Consider the following 22,444-nt stretch of genomic DNA (forward strand, 5'->3'; position numbering starts at 1 on the left):
GAATTCCTTTCATCTGCCGGTGAAAGGGCCGCTGATCAGCGGTCATGACCGGCGATCGGCCCGAGTCAAGGGGTGCGCGTCCCGAATAATCCCGATGGTGCGGGACTCCGGTCCGCCAAGATCGGGACGGAAACGCCGGAACGGTGTACGCATCGATCGGATAACGCCGCTGCGGGAACCCGGGCCGGGTCGGGGAGACTGCCGGTGCGGCCGCCGGCGGGGAGCCGCGCCCGGCGCCGCGTCCGGGAAAGCACGGACCGGAGCCCGTGGGTTTCCGGTGGCAGGACGTCCCCCGAGGTCCGAGCATGGAGAGGGTGGTCGTGGTGATTTCCGCTCCGCGGCGGCGCAGGTCGCCACCGTGGTTCGGCGCGGAGACGAGGCGCGCCCTCGTCGCCGGACTGGCGGTGGCGGGGCTGGCGCTGGTGGCGGGCTGGCCGTACTGGCGGGACCGTCCGGGCGCCGCGGCGATCACGCTGCTCAGCTGTGCCGCCATCGCCGTGGTGGGCGTGCTGCTCGCGACCGGCGGGCGGACCCGCCGCACCGGGCTGCTGTTCGTGATCGCGTCGGTCTGCTGGGCGCTCAACTGGGCGGCGAGCTGGGACGCGACCTTCGGGCCGATCCTGTCGCCCTACGCGCAGGCCGAGTTCTATCTCGCGCTGTCGGTGGGCGTCCTGCTCTACCCGGCCGGACGGCTGGAGTACCTGGCCGACCGGATCTGGACGGCCCTGGCGTGCGCCGTCCTGCTGATCTGCCCGACCGCGCTGTGGGTCACCTCCGAGCCGGAGTGGGCGGCGTTCCGCGGCGAGTCGGTGTGGTGGCCCGCGCCGTTCCCGGACCTGGAGGTGTTCCGGGTCGTCCTGCGGGTCTCGGCCGCGCTGTACGTCCTCCTCGCCCTGTCGTTCGCCGTCGTGCTGATGCTGCGGCTGCCGCGGATGGGCCGGTTGCGGCGCCTGCTCACCCTCCCGGTGACCGTCGCCATCGGGTTCGTGGGCATCTCGGCCGCGCTGACGCAGAAGCCGATCATGGAGGCCTCGGTCCCCCTGGACGACCTCCTGCACGTGTACGTGGTGCAGGGCGCGGTCGTCGTCCTCGTCCCGCTCACCCTGCTGGCGTCCGGGCTGCGGGTCCGCATCAGCGAGCTGACCGTCGCCGGCCGGATGCTGCGGCTGACCGCGCCGGTGTCGGTCGAACGGGTCCGCGACGCGCTGCGCGACGTCCTGCACGACCCGACGCTGGAGCTGTGGTTCTGGGCGCCGATGGAGCGGGCCTATGTCGACACCGCCGGGCGTCCCGTCGACCTCGGCCCCGACGGCGGCCTGGACGGAGACCCGGACGGCGACCCGGACGACCCGGCGCCCGGGGACGGCGGGCGGTGGCGGCGGCGGGTCCGCAGCGCCGGCGGGGACCCGCTGGCCGTCGTGGAGCTGGGCGGCGCGCTCCGCGACCACGGCTCGCTGGTCGAGGCGGCGCTCGACGCGGGCGGCCGGGCGCTGGAGACCGCGCGGCTGCAGGCCAGCGTGCACGCGGGCCTGGAACAGGTCCGGTCCGCCTACCGCCGGCTCGTCCGCGCGGAGACCGTGGAGCGCGAACGCCTCGCCCGCGACCTGCACGACGGCGCCCAGCAGCGGCTGCTCGCGCTCGGCGCGATGCTCGGCACGCTGGAGGCCGTGACCGACGACCCGGCGGTGAAGGAGCACGCCCGGACCTGCCGCGCCGAGCTGATGGAGGCCCTCGCCGAGCTGCGCGCGCTCGCCCGCGAGGTGCGGCCCGCGCTGCTCGCCCAGGACGGCCTCGGGCCGGCGCTGGAGGTCCTCGCCGAGCGGGTCGGCGTCCGCGTCAAGCTCGACGTCACCCCGCGCCGGTTCTCCCGCGAGATCGAGTCCACGCTTTACTCGGTGCTCTGCGAGTCGCTGTCGTACGCTGTCGAACGCGCGCACGCGACCCTGGTGCACGTCCGGGTCGGCCATGAGGACGGCCGGCTGGCCGCGGAGGTGACCTGTGACGGCACGGGCCCCTGCGACCCCGCCGCCGATCTCGCCGGGCTGACCGGCCGGGCCAGGGCGCTGCACGGCCGGGTGGAAGTCGGCGGCGGCCCCGGCGAGGGCACGACGATAAGGATGGACCTTCCATGCGAGTAGCCGTGGCGGAGGACAGCGGGATCTTCCGGCAGGCACTGGTCACCCTGCTCACCACGGTCGGCATCGAGGTCGTGGCGTCCGCGGGCTCGGGGGCGGAGCTGCTCGCCCGCATCGCCGGCGACCCGCCCGACGTGGCGATCGTCGACCTGCACATGCCGCCGACGTTCACCAACGAGGGCGTCGTCGCCGCCCGGCGGCTGCTGGAGCGCCACCCGGGCCTCGGCGTCCTCGTCCTGTCGGCGTTCAACGAGACGCCGCAGGCGATGGAGCTGTTCCGCGACCAGCCCCGCGGCGTCGGCTACCTGCTGAAGGACCACGTCACGGACGTGGAGAACCTGCGCTCGGCGCTGGAGCGGGTCATGCGCGGCGAGGTCGTCATCGACCCGGACGTGGTGAGCCGGCTCGTCGAGGCGCGGCACCGCGAGCAGGAGCTGTCCCGGCTGTCCGGCCGCGAGCGGGAGGTCCTGGAGCTGATGGCCGAGGGGCACTCGAACGCGGGGATCGGCAAGCGGCTGCACCTGTCCGCCCGGACGGTCGAGGACCACGTGCGGTCCATCTTCACCAAGCTGAAGATCGTCTCGGCGGGCGGGCCGCCCGGACCCCAGGACAGCAACAAGCGGGTGCTCGCCGTCCTCACCTGGCTGCGGGCCGCCGAGACCCGCTGACGCCGCCGGGACCCGCTGACGCCGGGACCGTGACCGGGCCGCCGGATCCGCGCGGGCGGGCATCAATCGGGTAACGGGCCCTCCCGCTTCTCGCCCGGGGTACGGAAAACTGACCGAGGGAGTCGGGTCGCGTCGGTGACCCGGTGGTGGCCCCCGCGCTCCACCGGGACGCGCCGCGGAGCCGTGCCGGGGACGCCGCGTCCGGCACCCTCCCATGCTCCCGGGGCCGCGTGCCGCGCACATCCGGGAAAACCCCATTCCCGGACGGTGGTTTCCCGGGACGACACGGAAGGAACGCCGTGAGGGCCGTCCCCCGGTGGCCGCTGTGGCTGGGCGCGCGGGTCCGCCGCGCCCTGGGCACGGGCGTGACGGTCGCGGCGGCCGCCCTGGTGTGCGGCTGGCCGTACTGGCGCGGGCACCCCGTCGCCGCCGCGATCACGCTGGCGTGCTGCGGCGGGTTCGCCGTCGCGGGCGGGCTGCTCACCGCGGGGCGGGCCGGGCGGCGGACGGGCGCGGCGTTCGTCCTCGCCGCCGCGGCGTGGGCCGTCACCTGGTCGGCGGCCTGGAACGCCGGCTTGGCGCCGCTCGTGTCGGTGTTCGCCCAGTCGGTGTTCTTCGTCGCGATCGGCGTCGGCGTCGTGCTGTACCCGGGCGGCCGGCTGGACGGCGCCGCCGCCCGGCTGTGGACGGCCGCCGCCGTGGTGATCATGGTCGGCGGGCAGGCGCTGCTGTGCGCGGTGTCGCGGCCGCGCTGGAACGGCTTCGCCGACTCGGTGACCTGGCCGTCCGTCCATCCCGACCAGGAGGTGTTCGGCTGCGCGCAGCGCGCCGTGACGGCGGCGATGGTCGTGCTCGCCGGCGCGCTGGTGATCATTCTGCTGGCGCGGCTGCCCCGGACCGGGCGGCTGGACCGCGCGTTCACCGTCCCCGTCGCCGCCGCCGTGACGATCGGCGTCAGCGCCGCGCTCGCCGTGCAGGGCGCGCTCCTCGGCACCGCCGTCACACACGACGACGTTCTGGGCGTCTACTTCGTCCAGGGCTTCTGCGCCACGACGCTGCCGATCGCCTTCCTGTTCACCGCGCTGCGCGCCCGCCTGTCCGAGCTGACCGTGGTCGAGCGCATGCACCGCCTCACCGCACCCGTCTCCCTGGAGAAGGTGCGCGACGCCCTGCGCAGCGTCCTCGGCGACGACACCCTCGACCTGTGGCTCTGGGCCGACGGCGGCTACGTCGGCGTGGACGGACGCGACATGGGCGCGCCGCTGGAGTTACGGCCGGGGCGCTGGCGGCACGAGGTCCGCACGTCCGTGGGGGAGCCGCTCGCCACGGTCGACGTCGCCGCGGCGCTCCGCGACCACGAACCGCTCGTCGAGGCGGCGCTGACCGCGGGCGGCCGGGCGCTGGAGACCGTCCGGCTGCAGGCCGCCGCGCAGGCCAACCTCGAACGCGCCCGCGACGCGCAGGAGCGCCTCGTCCGCCTCCAGGCCGCCGAACGCGAGCGGCTGGCGGCTGATCTGAAGCGCAGCGCCAGGGCCCGCCTGCGCGCGCTGGAGCGGACCCTCGGCCGCCTGGAGGCCGCCGCCGCGGACCCGGCGGCCCGCGAGCAGGCCCGGACCTGCCGCCGCGAGCTGGCCGAGGCCGTCGCCGAGCTGGACGACCTGGCCCGCGGCGTGCATCCGGCGATCCTCGCCGAGGCCGGCCTCGCCGCGGCCATGGAACTGGTCGCGGCCCGCGCCCCCGTGCCCGTCCGGCTCGACCTGCCGGGCGGCCGCTTCCCGCCCGAGATCGAGTCGACCCTCTACTTCGCCCTCTGCGAGGCGCTCACCAACGCCGTGAAACACGCCGGGGCGAACTCCATCGACCTGAGCGTCCGCTCCGGCGCCGGCACGATCGTGGCCGAGATCCGCGACGACGGGGTGGGCGGCGCGACCCCGGCCCCCCGCGGCGGCCTCGCGGGGCTGACCGACCGGGTCCGGGCCCTCCGCGGCCACGTGACCGTCCAGAGCCCGCCCGGAAAGGGCACCACCCTGACCATCACGCTCCCCGCCCCGCCCTAGCCGGGGCCGCCGCGGTCCGGGGAGGTGCGGACGATGGGAAGGAGGTAGTGGCGGGCGAAGGCGCGGGCGCCCTCGTCGTCGAGCGGGATGTGGCCCTCCGGGGTGAGGACGAGGGAGTGGGTGAGGCGGACGAGGATCTCGGCGACGACCTCGGGGTCGACGCCGGCGGGGGCGGCGCCGAGGCGCTGGGCCGTGCGCAGGCGGCCGGCGAGGTAGCCGCGGGCGGCGGCCAGCAGCGGCCCCGCCTTGATCGTGGAGTGCGGGAGGAACAGCTCCGGCTCGACGACCATGAGCCGGGACAGAAGCCGCTGCTCGCGGCTGATCCGCAGGGTGACGGCGAAGCCCTCGACGAGCCGCTCCTCCAAGGTGGGGAGCGTGGCGACGGCCTCGTCCAGCTCCGCGAAGAAGCGCCGCGCCTCGCGCAGCAGGACGCCCGTGACCAGGTCGCCCTTGGTCGGGAAGCGCCGGTAGATCGTGGCGCGGCCGAGCCCGGACTCGCGGGCGACGTCGTCCATCGTGGTGCGGCGCGGCCCGTAGGTCTCGAAGGAGCGCAGGGCCGCGTCCAGGATGCGGTCGGTCTGGGGTTCGCTCTCGGGGCCGCCGGTGAGCAGGCTGCGCAGGATTTCCTCGTCGCTCGTCATCGTGCGGCCGACTCTAGCCGCCGCGCGACCGCCGGGCCCTGCGCATGGCGCGGGCCGCGACGGGGGAGTGGCGCAGCGGTTCGGGCGTCAGCGCGCCGGCGAGCCGCACGCCGCGCGCGAGGACGTCGAAGCGGCGCTGGTCGAAGGGCGTCCAGCGGAGGCCGAACCGCTCCCGCAGGACGGGCGGGAGCGTGGCGATGCCCGTCGTGCGCAGCAGCCGGCCCGGGGGGAGGGCGAGGCCGGTCCAGGCGGCCCTCGGCAGCGGCCAGTTCGGGGGCGGCGGCAGCGGCTCGCGGTCGAGCCTGATGAGCAGGTCGACGGTCTCGTTGCGTTCCAGCCGGTTCTCGACCATGCCGTCGAAGTAGGCGCGGAACGCGGCCGGTCCGTCCGGGAGGTGGCGTTCGGTGATGCCGAGGGCCAGCGCGAGGTCGCGCCATTCGCCGAAGAGCGCCGCCTCCTTGACGGGGCCGAGGGCGCGGCCGAAGACCCGCTGGGTCTCGACCATGCCGTGGTAGAGGGTCGCGTGGACCCACAGGTACGCCTCGGGGTTCAGCGCGTGGTAGCGGCGCCCCTCGGCGTCCACGCCCTTGATGTCCTTGTGGATCTCGCGGAGCCGGGCCGCCTCGGTGCGGCCGCGTTCCTCGCCGCGGTAGCCGAGGAAGTCGAACGTCGACTCCAGGGTGCGGACCAGCCGTCCCCAGCGGTCCCGGAGGAAGTCGGAGTGGTCGGCGACGCCCGCGCCGACGACGGGGTGCGCGACCTGCAGGAGCAGCGTGGACCGGCTGGAGAACACGCCGCGCCAGTCGCCCGCGTACCGCCAGGTGAGCGAGGACGGTCCGGGGATGGCGCCCGCCGGGCGGGCCGGCGCGGCGGCGTCGAGGTCTGGCATGGGCCCTCGCCCTCGTGAGACGACAATACAAATCTCGTATCATCGTATGCAGTGGGCGGCGGCGGCGCTAGTGCGCGGACAGCGAGGCGAGGGCCTCCTCGGCGGTCGGGTGGGAGACGAGGTGGCGGTCCAGGCCGCTGCGCTCGATGATCGTGCGGAACCGCCGGTCCAGTCCGGCCAGGACGAACTCGCCGCCGGCCCGGTGCGCGGCCTTCCAGAGGACGATGAGCGCGTTGAGGCCGGAGGAGTCGCAGAAGCCGACCCCGGCGACGTCCAGGACGACCAGCGGCGGCCGCGCCGCGCCGCGCATGTCGGCGAGGACCCGCTCGCGCAGCAGGCCGGCCGTGAGGATGGTGAACTCCCCGTCCGCCTCCACGAGCAGGCAGGGGCCGCGGACCTGGCTGCTGAGGCGCAACGCGCCGGCGGAGGGGTCCGCCGGGCCGCCGGCTGCGAGGGACATGCTGATCACCTTCCGTTGGTCGCCGGGCGCCCGCCGTTCCCGGCCTTTCCGCCGTCTCCGCCGCCGCTGGTCCCGCTCTCCAGGATGGAGACGATGGAGAACAGCGAGAAGCAGATGCAGCCGAGACCGACCAGGACACGGGCCGAGACGAGCACCGCGGGATCGGCCGACTCGAAGAGGAACGCCGAGAGGAACAGGCAGAGCAGGGCCGTGCCGACCGGAATCAGCGGCACCCGGTTCGCCAGGGGGGCCTGCCGCCGCCAGACGAGCGCGAGCAGCAGGACCTTGCTGAGGATGCTCCAGCAGATGAGCCCCAGGCCGATCAGTACGTATTCGGCGGCCAGTTGGGAGGGCCGGGTGTGCACGGAGATGACGATCAGAGCCAGCACGATGCCGGCGGCCCCGAGGACGGCGGCCGATCCGGGCCAGAGGACGCGCTCCCGCGGGGTGTAGGTGTTCTGGATCTGCCGCAGGATGCCGGCCACCAGCCCGATGAGGCAGGTGCAGACGAGCGCCAGGCCGATCATCACGTGCGCGGCGGTGAAACGCCCCGCCGCGACTCCGCCGCCCCCGCCCGCCAGCAGGGTGAAGGCCCACGCCCAGGTGGCCAGGGCCGCGAGGACCGGAAGCGTCGTCAGGATTCCCGCGGCGAGCGGGCCGAACGGCGCCGGCGAACGCGGTGGCGACCTCTCGGGCAGGGCCGAGTTCTCGTTGATCAGAAGGAACCGGGTGGAGACCGTGGCCACGCACGAGACGCACACGCAGACCATGCCGACACCGAAGATCACATGCCCGGCGATGAAGTCGGGCGGCGACGGCGGAGTCCCGGAGAGCAGCCAGAGCCCGTACCCCGTGGCGACGCCGGCGACCGCGAAACCGAATACCGGATAGAGCAGCCGGTCCAGCGCGGTGTAGCGGCCGATGAGCTGCCTGATGATCGTCGCCGCTGTGGCGAACAGGCAGAGGCAGATGGCCGCCAGGAATACGAGCACCAGGCCCGCGACGCGCGCGCTCGGCCCGGACGCATGTGCGAGCACGTATCCGCCCAGTGCGGCTGATACGGCGCCCATGAGCACTGGTATGGCTCGGAACAGGACGCTGATCTTGTAGTTCATCGAGCCCCCTGGGGATGGCGTCAGAAACCATCAACGCGCCGGTCCCGTCAGCTGCCCCAGGAAGGCGGCCGGGGCAGACCGGCCACCATCGGCGAGGGTGAACACCTCTTTGACCTGGACCTGTCCCCGCGTAGACCGGCACGGCTCGTACTGCGATCGCACCCATACCCAGGATGCGCTACCAGTACCAACGCCGTGCGGGGAGAGCCCCGCCTCGGACGGGCACGGACGCATTCTCGACGAGCGGCTTCACCGGGGTAGTTAGCTTAGGCTAGCCTCAGATCGTGCTGTCTCCCGCGCGACGACCCCCGGTGCGGCCCCCGGCGAAGCGGGCGGCGGGACGCGGCTCCCGCCTCCTGTGGCTCGTCGCGATCATGGCGGCGCTGCTGCTGACGGTCGTGGCGAGCCTCGCGATCGGCGCCGGGGACGTCCCGTTCGGGCGGGTGCTGCCCGGCGTGTTCTCCCCGGACGGCGATTCAAGGGCGGAGCTGATCGTCCACGAGCTGCGGCTGCCGCGCACCCTCCTCGGCATCGTCGTCGGCATGGCGCTCGGGCTCGCCGGCGCGGTGATGCAGGCCCTCACCCGCAACCCGCTCGCCGAACCGGGGCTGCTCGGCGTGAACGGCGGCGCGGCGCTCGCGGTCGTCCTCGTGCTCGCCGCGGTCCGCTTGGACGACGTGCTCGTCTACGTCTGGGCGGCGTTCGCCGGCGCGGCGGGCGCGGCGGCCCTCGTCTACATGATCGGCGCGCGGGGACGGGGCGGCGCGTCACCGGCGCGGCTGGTGCTCGCCGGCGCGGCACTCAACGCCGTGTTCAGCTCGATGACGGCCGGCGTCATGCTGCTCAGCCCCGCCACCTTCAACGGCTTCCGGTTCTGGCAGGTCGGCTCGCTCGGCGGCCGGGAGATGGCGGTCTTCTACCGCGTCCTCCCGTTCGTCCTGGCGGGGACGGTCCTGGCGCTGCTGCTCGCCCGTCCGCTGAACGCCCTCGGCATGGGCGACGACGCGGGCCGCGCCCTCGGCTCCAGCCCCGGCCGGACGCGGGCGCTCGGCGCGCTCGCGGTGGTGCTGCTGTGCGGGTCCGCGACGGCGGCGGCCGGGCCGATCTGGTTCCTCGGGCTGGCCGTCCCGTACATCGTCCGGACGGTCGCGGGCCCAGACCAGCGGCTCGTCCTGCCCTGCTCGCTGCTCCTCGCGCCCATCCTGCTGCTCGGCGCGGACGTCATCGGCCGCGTCATCACGCCCGGCGAGCTGGAGACCGGCATCGTCACCGCGTTCCTCGGGGCGCCGCTGTTCGCCGTGATGGTCCGGCGGGGAAGGACGCGCGACCTATGAGGGTGCTGCGCGCGGGCGGGGTCTCGCTGCGATGGGAGCCGCGGGCCGCCGCGGTGTGCGCGGTGCTGGCGGTCGTCGCGGCCTCCGCGGCCGTCCTCGTCGTCGGCTCGGGGGAGTTCCCCATCTCGCCGCCGGACGTGGTGCGCGCCGTCGTCGGGCAGGGCGACCGGGCCACCGAGTTCATCGTCACGACCCTGCGGCTGCCGCGCGCCGTCACCGGGCTGCTCGCCGGCCTCGCGCTCGGGCTCAGCGGCGCGATCTTCCAGAGCATCTCCCGCAACCCGCTCGGCAGCCCCGACCTGATCGGCTTCACGACGGGCTCGGCGTCCGGCGCGCTGCTGCAGATCCTCGTGTTCGGCGGCGGCGCCGTCGCGATCACGGTCAGCTCGGTGGCGGGCGCGGTGCTCACCGCCCTCGCCGTCTACCTGGTCGCCTACCGGCGGGGCGGCGGCGTGCACGGCGTCCGGCTGGTGCTGATCGGCGTCGCGGCGGCGGCGATGCTGGAGGCGCTGAACTCCTACCTCATCACCCGCGCGGAGCTGCGGGAGGGCTACGAGGCCGCGTTCTGGCTGACCGGCAGCCTCAACGGGCGCGACTGGGACCAGGCCGTCCCGCTCGCGATCGCGCTGGCCGTGCTCGTCCCGGCGGCGCTGGCGCTCGCCCGTCCGCTCGGCATGGGGGAGCTCGGCGACGACGCCGCGCAGGCGCTCGGCGTGCCCGTCCAGCGGACCCGGGCGCTGCTCACCGTCGCCGGGGTGGGGCTCGTCGCGGCGGCGACCGCGGCGGCCGGGCCCGTCCCGTTCGTCGCGCTCGCCGCGCCGCAGCTCGCCCGCCGGCTGACCCGCCGCCCCGGGGCGCAGCTGCTGCCCGCCGCGCTGACCGGCGCCGCGCTGCTCGCCTGCGGCGACCTCGTCTCGCTCCACCTGCCGGTCGCGGTGCCGGTGGGCGTCGTCACCGGCGTCCTCGGTGGCGTGTACCTGGCCTGGCTGCTGTCCACCACGGGACGGAAGGGGACGACGTGACCCGGTTGCGCGCGGAGAACCTCACACTCGCCTACGAGAGGCGCGTCGTCGCCGAGGGGCTCGGCGTCGAGATACCGGACGGGTCGTTCACCGTCATCGTCGGGCCGAACGCGTGCGGGAAGTCGACGCTGCTGCGCGCCCTCGCCCGGCTGCTGCGTCCCCGCGAGGGGACCGTCTACCTGGACGGCGAGCCGATCGCGGAGCTCGCGCCGAAACGGCTCGCGCGGCGGCTCGGGCTGCTGCCGCAGTCGCCGCTCACCCCGGAGGGCATCACGGCCGGCGACCTCGTGGCGCGCGGCCGCTACCCGCACCAGAGCCTGCTGCGCCAGTGGTCGCGGGAGGACGAGGCGGTGGTCGCGGAGGCGATGGCCGCCGTCGGCGTCACCGACCTCGCGGACCGGGTGGTGGACGAGCTGTCCGGCGGGCAGCGGCAGCGGGTGTGGCTCGCGCTCGTCCTGGCCCAGCGGACGGGGATCCTGCTGCTGGACGAGCCCACGACGTACCTGGACATCGCCCACCAGATCGAGGTGCTCGACCTGTGCGCGCGGCTCCACGAGGAGGGCCGCACGCTCGTCGCCGTCCTGCACGACCTCAACCACGCCTGCCGGTACGCCACGCACCTGATCGCGATGCGCGGCGGCGAGGTGCTCGCCGAGGGGCCGCCCGCCGAGATCGTGACCGCCGAGCTGGTGGAGCGCGTGTTCGGGCTGCCGTGCCGCGTCATCCCGGATCCGGAGACCGACACGCCGCTGATCGTCCCGGCCGGGCGCCGGACGTTGACGGCGAAAACCCCCTGAATTAGGTTAGCCTTACCTAATTTGAGAGGGGTTCCGTGCTGACCTGGGATGAGCTGCACACCGCGCTGGCCGACGTGCTGGGCGAGCGCGCGGAGGCCGACGACAACCTCATCGAGCTTGGGATGGACTCGATCCGGCTCATGCAGCTGACCGGCCGGCTGCGCCGCCGCGGCATCGAGATCCGCTTCGCCGAGCTGGCCGAACGCCCCACGCTCGCCGAGTGGTGGGAGCTGCTCGCCGCGAAGGGCCAGGTGGAGGTGACCGGCGACCCGCCCGGCCTCGCACCGGCCGACACGGACCCGCCCGCCCTCGAACCGGACGACATCGAGCCGGACGACATCGAGCCGGACGGCCCGTTCCCTCTCGCGCTGATGCAGCACGCGTACTGGATCGGCCGCGACTCCGGCCAGTCGCTCGGCTCGGTCGCCGCGCACCTGTACGTCGAACTGGACGGCCGAGCGATCGACCCGGCCCGGTTCGAGGACGCCGTCCGCGGCCTCGTCCGGCGGCATCCGATGCTGCGCGTCGCCGTGTCGGACGAGGGCACGCAGCGGATCCTGCCCGAACGTCCCGAGCCCGTGGTGACCGTCCACGACCTGCGCTCGTCCGGGGAGCCCGAGGCGGTGCTGTCGCGGATCCGGACCGAGATGTCGGAGCAGCGGCTCCCGATCGAGGACGGCCGCGTCTTCGACGCCCGCCTCAGCCTGCTGCCCGGCGGCACCGCCCGCCTCCACCTGGACGTCGACATGGTCGCGGCCGACGCGATGAGCTACCGCGTCATGCTCGCCGACCTCGCCGCGCTCTACGAGGGCGAGGCGCTCGCTCCGATCCGCTACGGCTACGCCCGCTACCTCGCCGACGACCCGCGCGCCGCGGCGCGGGAGCGGGACCGGCAATGGTGGGCCGAGCGCCTCGCCGGCCTGCCCGGCCCGCCGGAACTGCCCGTCGTCCCCGAGCCGGGCGACCGCGTCGAGCGCAGGCACCACTGGCTCGCGCCCGACGACAAGGACCGCTTCATCGCCCGCGCCCACGCCGAGGGCGTCACCCCGGCCATGGCGCTCGCGGCGGTGTTCGCCGAGGTCGTCGGCGCCTGGTCGGCGACGCCGCGCTTCCTGCTGAACCTGCCGCTGTTCCACCGCGAGCCCGTCCACCCGGACGTGGACTCGGTCGTCGGCGACTTCACCGGCTCGATCATGCTGGAGGCCGACCTCACGGCGGAGCTCCCGTTCGTCGAGCGGGCGCGGGCGGTGCAGGCGAACCTGCACACCGCGGGCGCGCATAGCGACTACTCCGGCCTCGAGGTGCTGCGCGACCTGTCCCGGCGGCGCGGCGAGCAGGTGCTGGCCCCGATCGTCTACACCAGCGCCCTCAACCTGGGCGAGCTGTTCGGCGAGCGCGTGCGCGAGCACTTCGGCGAGCCGGAGTGGATCATCTCGCAGGGGCCGCAGGTGCTGCTGGACGCGCAGGTGACCGAGGTGTCCGGCGGCCTGCTGCTGAACTGGGACGTGCGCGTCCCCGCGTTCCCGGACGGCGTCGCCGAGGCGATGTTCGACGCCTACACGCGCGCGATCACCCGGCTGGGCGCGGCCGGCGCCGACTGGTCCGCGCCCCTCGGGATAGCGGCTCCCGCGTCCCAGCTCCGCGTCCGCGACGGGCTGAACGCGACCCCGGCGCCGGCGGCGAGCACGCTGACCGAGGGGTTCTTCGAGCACGCCCGCCGCCGCCCCGACGCCCCGGCCCTGCACTGGGGCGACGACGGCACGCTGACGTACGGCGAGCTGGCGTCCCGCGCCCTGGGCGTCGCCTCGGCGCTCGCGGCCGGAGGCGTCCGACCCGGCGACCGTGTCGCCGTCGAACTTCCGAAAGGGCCCGCGCAGGTCACCGCCGTCCTCGGTGCGCTCGCGGCCGGTGCCGCCTATGTCCCGATAGGCCCGGAACAGCCCGAGGCCCGCCGCGCCCGGATCCGCGCGAGCGCGGCCGTCGCCGCGTCCCTGGTCCAGGCAGGCGACGAGGAAGGGCGCCGCGTTCCGGTGCGGGGCCCGGCCGCCGACGAGATCGCGGTCGTGCGGTCGTCCGGCGGGCTCTCGGACGGCGCTGGCGCGTCCGGGGCCGCCGAGGGCGAGCCGATGGCGCGGCCCGTCGCCGTCCGTCCGGACCAGGTGGCGTACGTCCTGTTCACGTCCGGGTCGACCGGCGACCCCAAGGGCGTCGAGGTGTCGCACGGCGCGGCGATGAACACCATCGGCGACCTGGTCGAGCGGTTCGCGATCGGGGAGGACGACGTCACGTTCGGGGTGTCGGCGCTCGACTTCGACCTGTCGGTGTTCGACCTGTTCGCGCCCTGGTCGGCGGGCGGCGCGGTCGTCCTTCCGGACGAGGGAGAGCGGCGCGACGCCGCGCGCTGGGCCGAGCTGGTGCGCCACTGGTCGGTGACCGTCCTGAACTGCGTCCCCTCCGTGCTGGAGATGCTGCTGCACGCGGGACGTCCGGAGAGCCTGCGGCTCGTCCTGCTGGGCGGCGACTGGGTGGGCACGCACCTGCCCGCGCTGCTGGAGGAGCGCGCGCCCGGATGCCGGTTCGTCGCCCTCGGCGGCACGACGGAGACGGCGATCCACTCCACCGTGCAGGAGGTCGCGGGCGAGGTGCCGTCCGACTGGCACGCCGTCCCGTACGGGGTTCCGCTGCGCGGCGTCGCGTGCCGGGTCGTGGACGAGCTGGGCCGCGACCGCCCCGACTGGGTGGCCGGCGAACTGTGGATCGGCGGCGCCGGAGTCGCGGACGGCTACGTCGGCGACCCGGAGCGCACCGCCGACCGGTTCGTCGTCCACGAGGGCGTCCGCTGGTACCGGACGGGCGACCTGGCCCGCCACCGCCCGGACGGGAGCATCGAGTTCCTCGGCCGCCGCGACCACCAGGTCAAGGTGCGCGGCTTCCGGATCGAGCTCGGCGAGGTCGAGGCCGCGCTGCAGGATCACCCCGCCGTGGGGCGGGCCGTCGCGCTGCTGGCCGGCGGCCGGCTGGCCGCCGCCGTCGTGGCGTCCGGCGACCTCGACGCGGTGCTGGCCCGCGCGCGCGAACTCCTGCCGCCGCACATGGTCCCGGAACTGCTCGTCCGCGTGGACGAGCTCCCGCTCACCGCGAACGGCAAGGTCGACCGCAGGGCGCTCACCGCCCTGGCCGCGGCCGAGAAGGGCGAGGCCTCCTACGTCGAGCCGGCGACGTCCCTGGAGAAGGTGCTGGCCCGGATCGTCGCCGGGGTGCTGGGGGAGGAGCGCATCGGCGCGGACGCCGACTTCTTCGCCCTCGGCGGCGACTCCGTCCTCGCGACCACGGTGATCGCGCGGCTGCGCGAGGCGCTCGACACGACCGCGCTGCCGGTCCGGGTGCTGTTCGCCGAGCGGACCGTCGCGCGCGTCTGCCGCCGCTTCGCCGAGCTCCAGGAGACGCCGGGACGGCTGGAGGCGGTCGCCGCCATCTGGCTGGAGGTCGAGGCGATGACGGAGGAGGAGATCACCGCCCGCCTCGGGTGATCAGCCGGGCTCGGGCTCTGGATCGGGCTCCGGACGCATCGTCGCCGTCCGGAGCCCGGTCAGCGTCAGCGCCAGGGCCAGCGCGAGGACGGCGCTGACCGTCCCGTAGACGACGATGGCGGCGCCCGGCGCGAGATAGCGGCCGAGAGCCCCCGAACCCAGTGACCCTATGGCCCCGCCGCCCGTCTCTTGCGCGGCCCAGAGCGCGTTGACACGGCCCAGATGCGAGTCGGGCGTGTGCGACTGGATCAGCCCGTACCGGAGGATCTCCTCGACCGACTCGACGAACCCGTACACGAACAGGATCGCCACGGCGAGCGCCGGATGGCGGGCCAGGCCCAGGCAGGCGAGCGCCGCGAACCCGGTGACGGACGCGATGAGCAGCGCCAGCCCGGGCGCCCTCGCCGACCCGGCCCAGCCGCTGGTGACGGACGCGAGCACCGCCCCGCACGCCGGCGCCGCGAACAGGAGCCCGACCGTGGTGGCTCCGCCGTCCAGGCTGTCGGTCGCGAACGCGGGCATCAGCACGGGAATGCCTCCCGCGACCATGAAGAGCAGCCCGAGGAGCATCAGCGAGCCGACGACCCGGTGGGACGCGACGAACCGGAAGCCGTCCCCGATGGCCTTCAGAGGGTTGTCCTGCACGTCGCCCGCGGTGCCGGGCTTGAGCGCCGGGAGCGCGGTGAGCAGCGCGATCGTGCCGATGGTGCCCGCCGCGGCCGCCGCGTAGTTCCAGCCGACGCCGAACGCCGACACGACGAGCCCGCCGAGCGCCGGCGACGCCATCGATCCGAGCCGGACGGTCAGCGCGTTCAGCGCCCCCGCCGCGACGAGCTTGTCCGGGGCCACCAGCGCGGGCGTCGCGGCCAGCAGCGCGGTGACGCTGACACCGGTCGCCAGCCCGTCCCACGCCGCGAGCACGTACAGCGCGGTGAGGGACGGGGACGGCAGGAACGCGTTCAGCGCCAGCAGCGCGAACCCGATGCCCGCGACCGTCCGGGCGCGCAGCATGAGCCGCCGCCGGTCGTACCGGTCGGCGAGCACGCCGCCCCACAGGAACCCGGCGAGCAGCGCGAACCCCTCCGCCGCCGACACCCCGCCGACGTGCACGGTGGAGTCCGTCATGTCGTACACCTGCACGGGCAACGCGACCGCCAGCATCCCGATGCCGAAGACCGACACGGTGCGGGCGATGAACACGTTGCGGAACGGCCTGCTGTCGCGCAGGGGACTGATGTCCATGGCCAGTCGCCGGAGCATCCTCGGGGTTCTCCTCTGCCGGGGAAGTAGCTAAGGTAAGCCTAGCCTTAGTTGATCGTGGAGAAGAGGACGAACCGGTGCAGCGGACGCTGATGAACGGAAAGATCCACCGCGCGACCGTCACGCAGGCGGATCTGCACTACGTGGGCTCCCTGACGATCGACGCGGACCTCATGGCCGCGGCCGACATCGTCGAGGGCGAGCAGGTCCACGTCGTCGACATCACCAACGGCTCCCGTCTCGTCACCTACGCCATCACCGGCGAGGCGGGCAGCGGCGTCATCGGCGTCAACGGCGCCGCCGCGCGCCTGGTCCAGCCCGGCGACATGGTCATCATCATCACCTACACGTCCGTGGACGAGTCCGCCCGGGACCGGCATTCACCGCATGTCGTCCACGTGGACGCGGGCAACCGCATCGTGGCCCTCGGCTCCGACCCGTCCGAGCCCGTCCCCGGCGCCCCCGCCCAGATGGCCGGGCGGTGACCATGGAGGGCTTCACCCCCTGGCCGGACGACCTCGCGGCCCGCTACGAGGCGGAGGGCTACTGGACCGGCCGCCTTCTCGGCGACGTCCTGCGCGGCGACCCGTCCCGGACCGCCCTGGTAGCCGGCGACGACCGCCTCACCTACGCCGAGCTGGACGCCCGCGCCTCCCGGGCGGCCGCGGGCTTCCTGGGCCTCGGCCTCCGCCGCGGCGACCGGGTGGTCGTCCAGCTCCCCAACACGACGGCGTTCGTCGTCACCTTCCTCGCCCTCGTCCGCATCGGCGCCGCACCTGTCCTGGCTCTCCCCGCACACCGCGAGAGCGAGATCCGCTACCTGTGCGAGCTGTCCGAAGCCCGTGCCTACATCTGCGCCGACCGCGACGGCGACTTCGACTACCGTCCGATGGCCCGCACCCTCCCTGTAGACCACGTGATAGTCGATGGTGACGCGCAGGAGCTCACCGCCCTCGCCTCCGTCGACGCCGACCCGGTACCGGTCGACGGCCCCGCCCCGTCCGACGTGGGCGTCTTCCTGCTCTCCGGCGGCACCACGGGCCTGCCGAAACTGATCCCCCGGACGCACCGTGACTACGTCTACAACCTGGAGGCCAGCGCCGAGGTCTGCGGCTTCACCTCCGCCACGGTCTACCTGGTCGTCCTGCCCGCCGCGCACAACTTCGCCCTCGCCTGCCCGGGCGTCCTCGGCGTCTTCGCCACCGGCGGGACGGTCGTCCTGTCACCCTCCGGCTCCCCGGACGAGGCGTTCCCCCTCATCGAACGCGAACGCGCCACGGTCTGCGCGGTCGTCCCCCCGATCGCGCTCCTCTGGCTGGACGCGGTGACCTGGCAGGAGGAGGACATCTCGTCCCTCCGGCTCCTCCAGGTGGGCGGGGCCAAGTTCGCCGCGGAACGCGCCGCCGAGGTCCCCGACGTCCTCGGCTGCCAGGTCCAGCAGGTCTTCGGCATGGCCGAGGGCCTCCTCAACTACACCCGCCTGGACGACCCCCGCGACCTCATAGAGCGAACCCAGGGCCGCCCCCTCTCCCCGGCCGACGAGATACGCGTGGTCGACGAGGACGGCAAGCAGGTAGCCCCGGGCGAGGTGGGCGAGCTCCTGACCCGAGGCCCCTACACCCTGCGCGGCTACTACCGCGCCCCCGAGCACAACGCCCGCTCCTTCACCCCGGACGGCTTCTACCGCACCGGCGACCTCGTGCGGGAGCTGCCCTCGGGCAACCTGATCGTCGAAGGGCGCGAGAAGGACCAGATCAACCGGGGCGGCGACAAGATCTCCGCCGAAGAACTGGAGAACCACCTGCTGGCCCATCCCGCCGTCCACGACGCCGCCGTCGTGGGCATCCCCGACCCCATGATGGGCGAGCGCACCTGCGCCTTCCTCGTCATCCGAGAAGGGCAGAAGGCCCCCGACCTCCGCGAGATCAAAGACTTCCTGCGCACCCGGGGCGTGGCCGCCTACAAGTTCCCCGACCGCCTGGAGGAGAGTGACGCCCTCCCCCGCACCCCCGTCGGCAAGATCAGCAAGAAGGCCCTCGCCGCCCGCGTCCAGTGAGTCGGAGGCGTCACGGCACGACCCCCGCCGTCAGCGGGTCACCGCACGTCGACGTAGTCGGTGGCCCGCGCGGGGAAGTCGGTCTTGCCGGTTTCAGGTGAAGCGTACGGATTGAGGTAGTAGGCCATCCAGGTGGCGTCGGCCGGGGTCTGGCACTTCAGCCGGAACCATCCGGCCGAGTCGGTCGCGGCGCCGCCGTTGCCGCAGGCCGGGATCCGCCAGTTCGTCTGGCCCTTCAGCCGGTACTGCGCACTGATCCACTTGCTCTTGATCGGCTGCCAGCCGCCCGAGGACGTTTAGCGCATCAACCGGCCCTTGATGGTCAGGTACTGCCCCTTGCGCGCGGGTTCGGGGGAGGCGTTGAAGCCGGCGATCCCGGTCTTGTAGAACGCGCGGAAGGCATAGCCCGAGGCGACGCCGGTGTAGGTGGTGTCACCTGCGTAGCCGGTGCGCAGCCATCCGTCCGTCCACGCGGTCACCCCGATCTTCACCCGCCCCGCGGCGTCGGTGTAGCCCGAGCCGACCTGCTTCCAGCCCGTCTTGGGGTAGCCGGAGGTTCCCCTGGGCGCCCACCACAGCGTCACCTTCCGCCCGGGAAGCGTCTCCCCGCGCACCGCCTTCAAGGTCCGCCGGACCTCGAAGGTCTTGCCCCGCACCGGATAGACCGGGTTGCTGTCCCGATCGCCCAGCGCGTAGTCGATGTACAGCTGGCTGACCCAGCCGATCACCCGCGCCGACGTCTCGGCGACCTGCCCGTAGCCCGCCACCCGCGCGATGATGTTGCCCGGCCCCGGATAGAACGACGCACGGAAGCGGCCACCGTCCTGCACCGTCGCCGTCGCCTGCAGTTCCCCGTCCGGGCTGTCGAAGTGCACGACCAGGCCCGCCGGGGCCGCCACCCATCCGGCACCGCAGTCCTGCTGCACCTACCCGGTCACCGTGACGTCGGCGTTCCAGTTCTCCACCGCCATCGGATCGACCACGATTAGCTGCGGAATCGTCGTCTCCGCCGCCTGCACCGGAGAAGCCGCCACCGTCAAGGTCAGCATTCCACCGCACGCGACGACGGACACAGCCTTTTTCATCTCAGAAACCAGCCCCATCAAATGGTGTCACTCGCGGCCTTCATTCGCCCGGCTCGGACGCGCACGACGACCTCGCGAGATGAAGCTCGCTAAAGATAGGTCGGAGATCAAAGGGGAGGAAGGCGATCACATGAGGATTTTTTTTCGGTCTATGTCACACTCGGTGTCGGTGAACGGCTCTTTCGGCCTTCGCGTAGCAGGTCACCGCTCGCCGCGCAGCCGCCGGGACGTGCCCTCAGCCGGGGAGGTCCCGGTGCGGGTTCCCCGCCCAGCGGATCAGGTTGTGGAACAGTTCGGCCTGCTCGATCGCGTCGTCCAGCGCGTTGTGGGTGTGCGGCCGGTCCGGCAGCAGGCCGGCGGGCATCTGCCGTTTCGTCGAGCGGGTGACGAGGGTTCGGGCCTTGGCGGCGTACAGGCTCTTGAGGTCGAGGTGCCGCGAGTGACCGAAGGGCGAGCCGGCGTCGGCGAATCGCATCCAGTACCAGTACAGGAACATCCAGTCGAAACCGAGAGGGTAGGCCACGAGGACCGGCGAGGCATTCGCCGCAGCGGACACCTCGGTGATCCAGGCGGTGGCCGCGTTCATCGCCTCGGCCGGATCGCGGCCGTCGACGGCGAGGAGGCCGCGGTCCAGGCCGCTCACAGCCAGCGCCTCGGGGACGTAGGCATCGCTGATCGGTTTCAGTTCCGCATAGAACGTCGACTCGGCCGGGTCGGACGGCCTGAACTCGTCCCCGTCGAAGGTGCCGCAGGCCGCCATCCCGAAGCTCAGCATGGAATACGGTCCCGGAATCGGCCCATCGGCCTCCACGTCGACCGAGACGTACAGCTCACGCTTTGGCATAGGTGCTGCTCCCCAGTCGTCCACAAAGATGGTCTCATCCCCGCCGGTGGCTCCGGATTCAGCGGACTTCAGTGGGGACGGGCGTTCATCTCGCCTGGACGGATCGGATGGTCTGGAGGAGGTTCGTCCACTCGTGGCGCGTCAGTTCTAGTATTGGCCCAGCGCTGTGCGCCTTAGAGTCACGGATGCCTACGGTGCCAATGCTGCTTGGGGCCACTTCCACACACGTGCCGTTTGGCTCGCTGTAGCGTGACTTGCGCCAGTTGGTGAATCGGCTGGTCATAGTGTTCCTGTCTAGTCGTTCGGTTCTTGCGCCGCCTCGATCAGGAGCATCTGACGAAAATTCTCGTACCGTCGCGTGTACCGCTCAACCTCGCGCGGCTCTGTGTAGACGAGGTCAGCTGTGATGGTATCCACCACAGCCATCGGCGGGTCGTCCTTGTCAGGAAAGGTATAGAGGGTGAAGGTCGAGCGCAGCAGCAACGTGCCTACGAGCCGCGCGTTCACGGGGAGGATCCGGAGGGCAAGCAGCGGCTCGTCGTCCAGCGTCTTGATGATGTGGCAGAGCTGAGCTCTCATGATGTCATCGGGGACGGTGAGCCTTCGAATAACGACCTCGTCCACGACCACTTCGTATTTCGGTCCGTCGGGCCGAAAGACCGTTCGCACACGCTGAAGCCGGGCGTCCGTCATCTTCTCCGGCACGAAGTCGAGCGGGCCCTCGGCTTTTGTCAGGCCGATCAGAGTGCCGTAGCGGCGGGCAGCGGGCAGGTATGAGCCGATCCGAAGAGGTTAGGATTGATCACTCAGGGTAGTGGTCGGCCTGGAAAGTCGATTGGGGGAGGCCGTCATGTCCACGCCGGGTGGAGTGTACGGGGGCGGGGCGCCACCGCCGTACGGGGAGCCCCGCGGGGGACCGCGGCCCCAGGGCACCAACTCCCTGGCGGTCGCTTCGTTGATCCTTGGTATCTTGTGGCTGGGGTGGATCGGCAGCATCCTGGCGATCGTTTTCGGACATGTGTCGTTGTCTCAGATCAAGAGGACCGGCCAGGCCGGTAAAGGCATGGCGATCGCGGGACTCGTCCTGGGCTATCTCGGTCTCGTGATCGGAGTGATCGTCGTAACCCTCCTGGTGGCGTTGTTCAATGACACCGGAGAGAAGCAGACACGGGTGGTGCTGGAGGCCGACGGTTCTGGCGGCGCGGCCCATGCGGACATCACCTACTCGTTCACCGAGGAAAGCGCGCAGGCCAACGATCGGTCGCTCCCGTGGCGGAAGAAAGAGTCCCGGAAAGTCGGCGGTTTTGACGTCCTTGTTCTCGACGTTCAGAACACCGGTGAGCGCGGCTCGGTCACGTGCCGCATCCGCGTCAACGGCAAGGTGGTCACCAACAACACCTCTGTCGGCCCGTTCGCGGTCGCGTCATGCTCGTACAACCGCCTGGGGAATTAGCGTTCGGCCGGACATTGCGCCCAACCCACGATCGCGTTCTTCAGCTCCGGCGGAAGAGTCAGGCTCAGGCGGTCATGATGTCGATCGAGGAACGGGTCACTCAGGACGGGTGGGATGCGGCTCGGTTGACGCCGCTGCTCGAGCGAATTGATTTGAGTAGGAAGGCCCATTCTGAGTGAGTGAACTCCAGGATCGGTCCACTGTCCTGGGTTTTTGTGTCCCGGACGCCTATGGTCCCGTCTGCTGCTCGTCCCACCTCCACGCAAGAGCCGTTGGGCTCGCTGTGCTGAGACTTGCGCCACTGTGTGTACTGCTTGGTCATGCTCGGGGTCCCACTTCGTTGATCAACAGGTCAGCGGCCTCGGTGAGTAGCGCCAGGCTGTCTTGCGGATCGAGCGCTCCTCTGTCGAGGTCCTCGTATCTCTGTATATACCGCCTCACCTCCCGGCGCTCGGTGTGAATGAGGTCGGTGGTGATCGTGTCCACAACGGCCATCGGTGGGTCTACCGGGTCTGGGAAGGTGTAGAGCGCGAACGTGGCCTTCGGAAGCAGCGTTCCCTCCATGTCGGCGTGCAGCGGGAGTACCCGCAAGGTGAATCGGGGTTCGGCCGTCACCACCTTGACCATGTGCTGTAGTTGAGTTGCCATGACGTCCCGCGGCACGGTGCGGCGCCTGATGACGACCTCATCGATGATAAACTCGTACGTTGGGCCGTTGGGCCGGAGGAGAACCTCTTGCCGCTTGAGTCGGGCCTGCATCATCTTCTCCGGTTGGAAGTCGAGCCGACCCTCCTTCCTCGTTATATCGATGAGGCTGGACGTGTGTTCGGGAGTCTGGAGGATGCCGGGGACCACGCTGAGGTTGTACTCGCGAATGGCGTCTGTCCCCGACTCGAGGTCGGCGTACAGTCGGTGCCTCGCCCCCATGGCGTTTCCATAGGAATCCCACCAGCCCTTGGCGGCCGCATCGTGTGCCACGGCTCCGGGGTTCTCGCGTTATCTGCCTTGATGTCGGTTTGTGAGGCCGAGGGTGGCGAGACAGCGGCGGGGGTCCTTGTGGTGGTGCCGGTTGGCCTTGGCGATGTTGGTCCAGCCGCA

General features: G+C 72.4%; 22 protein-coding genes. 10 read left to right on the plus strand and 12 right to left on the minus strand.

Going from position 1 to position 22,444, the window contains the following annotated elements:
• Positions 1-305: 305 nt before the first annotated feature.
• The 3 genes from SM418_RS35960 (at position 306) to SM418_RS35970 (ending at position 4,860) form a co-directional block, all read left to right on the plus strand.
• Complete coding sequence (locus tag SM418_RS35960) at positions 306-2,138, plus strand: sensor histidine kinase (protein ID WP_371946052.1); 1,833 nt, start codon at positions 306-308, stop codon at positions 2,136-2,138.
• Positions 2,129-2,803, plus strand: coding sequence for a response regulator transcription factor (locus SM418_RS35965; protein ID WP_371946051.1), 675 nt, complete (start codon positions 2,129-2,131; stop codon positions 2,801-2,803). Before SM418_RS35960 ends, SM418_RS35965 begins: the two co-directional genes overlap by 10 nt.
• A gap of 299 nt (positions 2,804-3,102) precedes the next feature.
• On the plus strand, positions 3,103-4,860 hold the full coding sequence (locus SM418_RS35970; RefSeq protein WP_371946050.1) for an ATP-binding protein: 1,758 nt from the start codon (positions 3,103-3,105) through the stop codon (positions 4,858-4,860).
• Here SM418_RS35970 and SM418_RS35975 read toward each other — a convergent pair.
• The 4 genes from SM418_RS35975 to SM418_RS35990 form a co-directional block, all read right to left on the minus strand.
• A complete protein-coding gene (locus SM418_RS35975) occupies positions 4,857-5,501 on the minus strand; it encodes a TetR/AcrR family transcriptional regulator (RefSeq protein ID WP_371946049.1) in 645 nt (214 codons plus the stop codon). The genes SM418_RS35970 and SM418_RS35975 overlap by 4 nt on opposite strands.
• A gap of 13 nt (positions 5,502-5,514) precedes the next feature.
• Positions 5,515-6,390, minus strand: coding sequence for an oxygenase MpaB family protein (locus SM418_RS35980; protein WP_371946048.1), 876 nt, complete (start codon positions 6,388-6,390; stop codon positions 5,515-5,517).
• 67 nt (positions 6,391-6,457) lie between these two features.
• Positions 6,458-6,850: an STAS domain-containing protein gene (locus tag SM418_RS35985; protein ID WP_371946047.1), complete on the minus strand. Its 393-nt coding sequence runs from the start codon at positions 6,848-6,850 to the stop codon at positions 6,458-6,460.
• A gap of 5 nt (positions 6,851-6,855) precedes the next feature.
• Positions 6,856-7,965 carry a DUF2776 family protein gene (locus SM418_RS35990; RefSeq protein ID WP_371946046.1) on the minus strand — a complete coding sequence of 370 codons (1,110 nt, stop codon included), beginning with the start codon at positions 7,963-7,965 and terminating at the stop codon, positions 6,856-6,858.
• 284 nt (positions 7,966-8,249) lie between these two features.
• Between SM418_RS35990 and SM418_RS35995 the strand changes: the two genes are divergently transcribed.
• From SM418_RS35995 to SM418_RS36010, 4 genes are read left to right on the plus strand one after another with little or no spacing between them, the layout of a single operon-like run.
• Complete coding sequence (locus SM418_RS35995) at positions 8,250-9,299, plus strand: FecCD family ABC transporter permease (protein ID WP_371946045.1); 1,050 nt, start codon at positions 8,250-8,252, stop codon at positions 9,297-9,299.
• Complete coding sequence (locus SM418_RS36000) at positions 9,296-10,321, plus strand: FecCD family ABC transporter permease (protein WP_371946044.1); 1,026 nt, start codon at positions 9,296-9,298, stop codon at positions 10,319-10,321. Before SM418_RS35995 ends, SM418_RS36000 begins: the two co-directional genes overlap by 4 nt.
• Positions 10,318-11,118, plus strand: coding sequence for an ABC transporter ATP-binding protein (locus SM418_RS36005; RefSeq protein WP_371946043.1), 801 nt, complete (start codon positions 10,318-10,320; stop codon positions 11,116-11,118). The genes SM418_RS36000 and SM418_RS36005 overlap by 4 nt, the downstream gene beginning before the upstream one ends.
• A gap of 35 nt (positions 11,119-11,153) precedes the next feature.
• Complete coding sequence (locus SM418_RS36010; RefSeq protein ID WP_371946042.1) at positions 11,154-14,648, plus strand: non-ribosomal peptide synthetase; 3,495 nt, start codon at positions 11,154-11,156, stop codon at positions 14,646-14,648.
• On the opposite strand, the gene entS is transcribed toward SM418_RS36010, so the two are convergent.
• A complete protein-coding gene (gene entS, locus SM418_RS36015) occupies positions 14,649-15,890 on the minus strand; it encodes an enterobactin transporter EntS (protein ID WP_371966158.1) in 1,242 nt (413 codons plus the stop codon).
• Positions 15,891-15,985: 95 nt separating this feature from the next.
• Here entS and panD point away from each other — a divergent pair, with 95 nt between their 5' ends.
• A complete protein-coding gene (gene panD / locus SM418_RS36020) occupies positions 15,986-16,393 on the plus strand; it encodes an aspartate 1-decarboxylase (RefSeq protein ID WP_371946040.1) in 408 nt (135 codons plus the stop codon).
• A 2-nt stretch (positions 16,394-16,395) separates the two neighbouring features.
• Positions 16,396-17,964, plus strand: a complete 1,569-nt coding sequence (locus SM418_RS36025; protein WP_371946086.1) for a (2,3-dihydroxybenzoyl)adenylate synthase — start codon at positions 16,396-16,398, stop codon at positions 17,962-17,964.
• Positions 17,965-18,260: 296 nt separating this feature from the next.
• Here SM418_RS36025 and SM418_RS36030 read toward each other — a convergent pair whose 3' ends face one another.
• The 5 genes from SM418_RS36030 to SM418_RS36050 all read right to left on the minus strand — a co-directional run bounded on the left by SM418_RS36030 (position 18,261) and on the right by SM418_RS36050 (position 20,598).
• A complete protein-coding gene (locus SM418_RS36030; RefSeq protein WP_371946039.1) occupies positions 18,261-18,890 on the minus strand; it encodes a hypothetical protein in 630 nt (209 codons plus the stop codon).
• Entirely contained in the window at positions 18,891-19,067 is a 177-nt protein-coding gene (locus tag SM418_RS36035; RefSeq protein WP_371946038.1) for a hypothetical protein, read from the minus strand. It lies immediately after the preceding gene.
• Between the two features lie 217 nt (positions 19,068-19,284).
• Positions 19,285-19,893, minus strand: a complete 609-nt coding sequence (locus SM418_RS36040) for a 3'-5' exonuclease (RefSeq protein ID WP_371946037.1) — start codon at positions 19,891-19,893, stop codon at positions 19,285-19,287.
• Between the two features lie 85 nt (positions 19,894-19,978).
• On the minus strand, positions 19,979-20,176 hold the full coding sequence (locus SM418_RS36045; RefSeq protein WP_371946036.1) for a DUF397 domain-containing protein: 198 nt from the start codon (positions 20,174-20,176) through the stop codon (positions 19,979-19,981).
• Positions 20,177-20,187: 11 nt separating this feature from the next.
• Positions 20,188-20,598: a Scr1 family TA system antitoxin-like transcriptional regulator gene (locus SM418_RS36050; RefSeq protein ID WP_371946035.1), complete on the minus strand. Its 411-nt coding sequence runs from the start codon at positions 20,596-20,598 to the stop codon at positions 20,188-20,190.
• A 145-nt stretch (positions 20,599-20,743) separates the two neighbouring features.
• Here SM418_RS36050 and SM418_RS36055 point away from each other — a divergent pair, with 145 nt between their 5' ends.
• Positions 20,744-21,346: a DUF4190 domain-containing protein gene (locus tag SM418_RS36055; protein WP_371946034.1), complete on the plus strand. Its 603-nt coding sequence runs from the start codon at positions 20,744-20,746 to the stop codon at positions 21,344-21,346.
• 100 nt (positions 21,347-21,446) lie between these two features.
• On the opposite strand, the gene SM418_RS36060 is transcribed toward SM418_RS36055, so the two are convergent.
• Together SM418_RS36060 and SM418_RS36065 are read right to left on the minus strand one after the other, a co-directional pair.
• Positions 21,447-21,668: a DUF397 domain-containing protein gene (locus SM418_RS36060; protein WP_371946033.1), complete on the minus strand. Its 222-nt coding sequence runs from the start codon at positions 21,666-21,668 to the stop codon at positions 21,447-21,449.
• Positions 21,665-22,324 carry a DUF5753 domain-containing protein gene (locus tag SM418_RS36065; protein WP_371946032.1) on the minus strand — a complete coding sequence of 220 codons (660 nt, stop codon included), beginning with the start codon at positions 22,322-22,324 and terminating at the stop codon, positions 21,665-21,667. The genes SM418_RS36060 and SM418_RS36065 overlap by 4 nt, the downstream gene beginning before the upstream one ends.
• Between the last annotated feature and the right edge of the window lie 120 nt (positions 22,325-22,444).

The organism is Actinomadura chokoriensis (assembly GCF_041463665.1).
Classification (GTDB): domain Bacteria; phylum Actinomycetota; class Actinomycetes; order Streptosporangiales; family Streptosporangiaceae; genus Spirillospora; species Spirillospora chokoriensis_A.

Coding starts and splice junctions, on each gene's coding strand:
- SM418_RS35980 (WP_371946048.1), bottom strand. CDS start 6,390: ATGCCAGACCTCGACGCCGCCGCGCCGGCCCGCCCGGCGGGCGCCATC.
- SM418_RS36040 (WP_371946037.1), bottom strand. CDS start 19,893: ATGCCAAAGCGTGAGCTGTACGTCTCGGTCGACGTGGAGGCCGATGGG.
- SM418_RS35965 (WP_371946051.1), top strand. CDS start 2,129: ATGCGAGTAGCCGTGGCGGAGGACAGCGGGATCTTCCGGCAGGCACTG.
- SM418_RS35990 (WP_371946046.1), bottom strand. CDS start 7,965: ATGAACTACAAGATCAGCGTCCTGTTCCGAGCCATACCAGTGCTCATG.
- SM418_RS36045 (WP_371946036.1), bottom strand. CDS start 20,176: ATGACCAGCCGATTCACCAACTGGCGCAAGTCACGCTACAGCGAGCCA.
- SM418_RS36025 (WP_371946086.1), top strand. CDS start 16,396: ATGGAGGGCTTCACCCCCTGGCCGGACGACCTCGCGGCCCGCTACGAG.
- SM418_RS35960 (WP_371946052.1), top strand. CDS start 306: ATGGAGAGGGTGGTCGTGGTGATTTCCGCTCCGCGGCGGCGCAGGTCG.
- SM418_RS36055 (WP_371946034.1), top strand. CDS start 20,744: ATGTCCACGCCGGGTGGAGTGTACGGGGGCGGGGCGCCACCGCCGTAC.
- SM418_RS36035 (WP_371946038.1), bottom strand. CDS start 19,067: ATGGGGCTGGTTTCTGAGATGAAAAAGGCTGTGTCCGTCGTCGCGTGC.
- SM418_RS36000 (WP_371946044.1), top strand. CDS start 9,296: ATGAGGGTGCTGCGCGCGGGCGGGGTCTCGCTGCGATGGGAGCCGCGG.
- SM418_RS36060 (WP_371946033.1), bottom strand. CDS start 21,668: ATGACCAAGCAGTACACACAGTGGCGCAAGTCTCAGCACAGCGAGCCC.
- entS (WP_371966158.1), bottom strand. CDS start 15,890: ATGGACATCAGTCCCCTGCGCGACAGCAGGCCGTTCCGCAACGTGTTC.
- SM418_RS35975 (WP_371946049.1), bottom strand. CDS start 5,501: ATGACGAGCGACGAGGAAATCCTGCGCAGCCTGCTCACCGGCGGCCCC.
- SM418_RS35985 (WP_371946047.1), bottom strand. CDS start 6,850: ATGTCCCTCGCAGCCGGCGGCCCGGCGGACCCCTCCGCCGGCGCGTTG.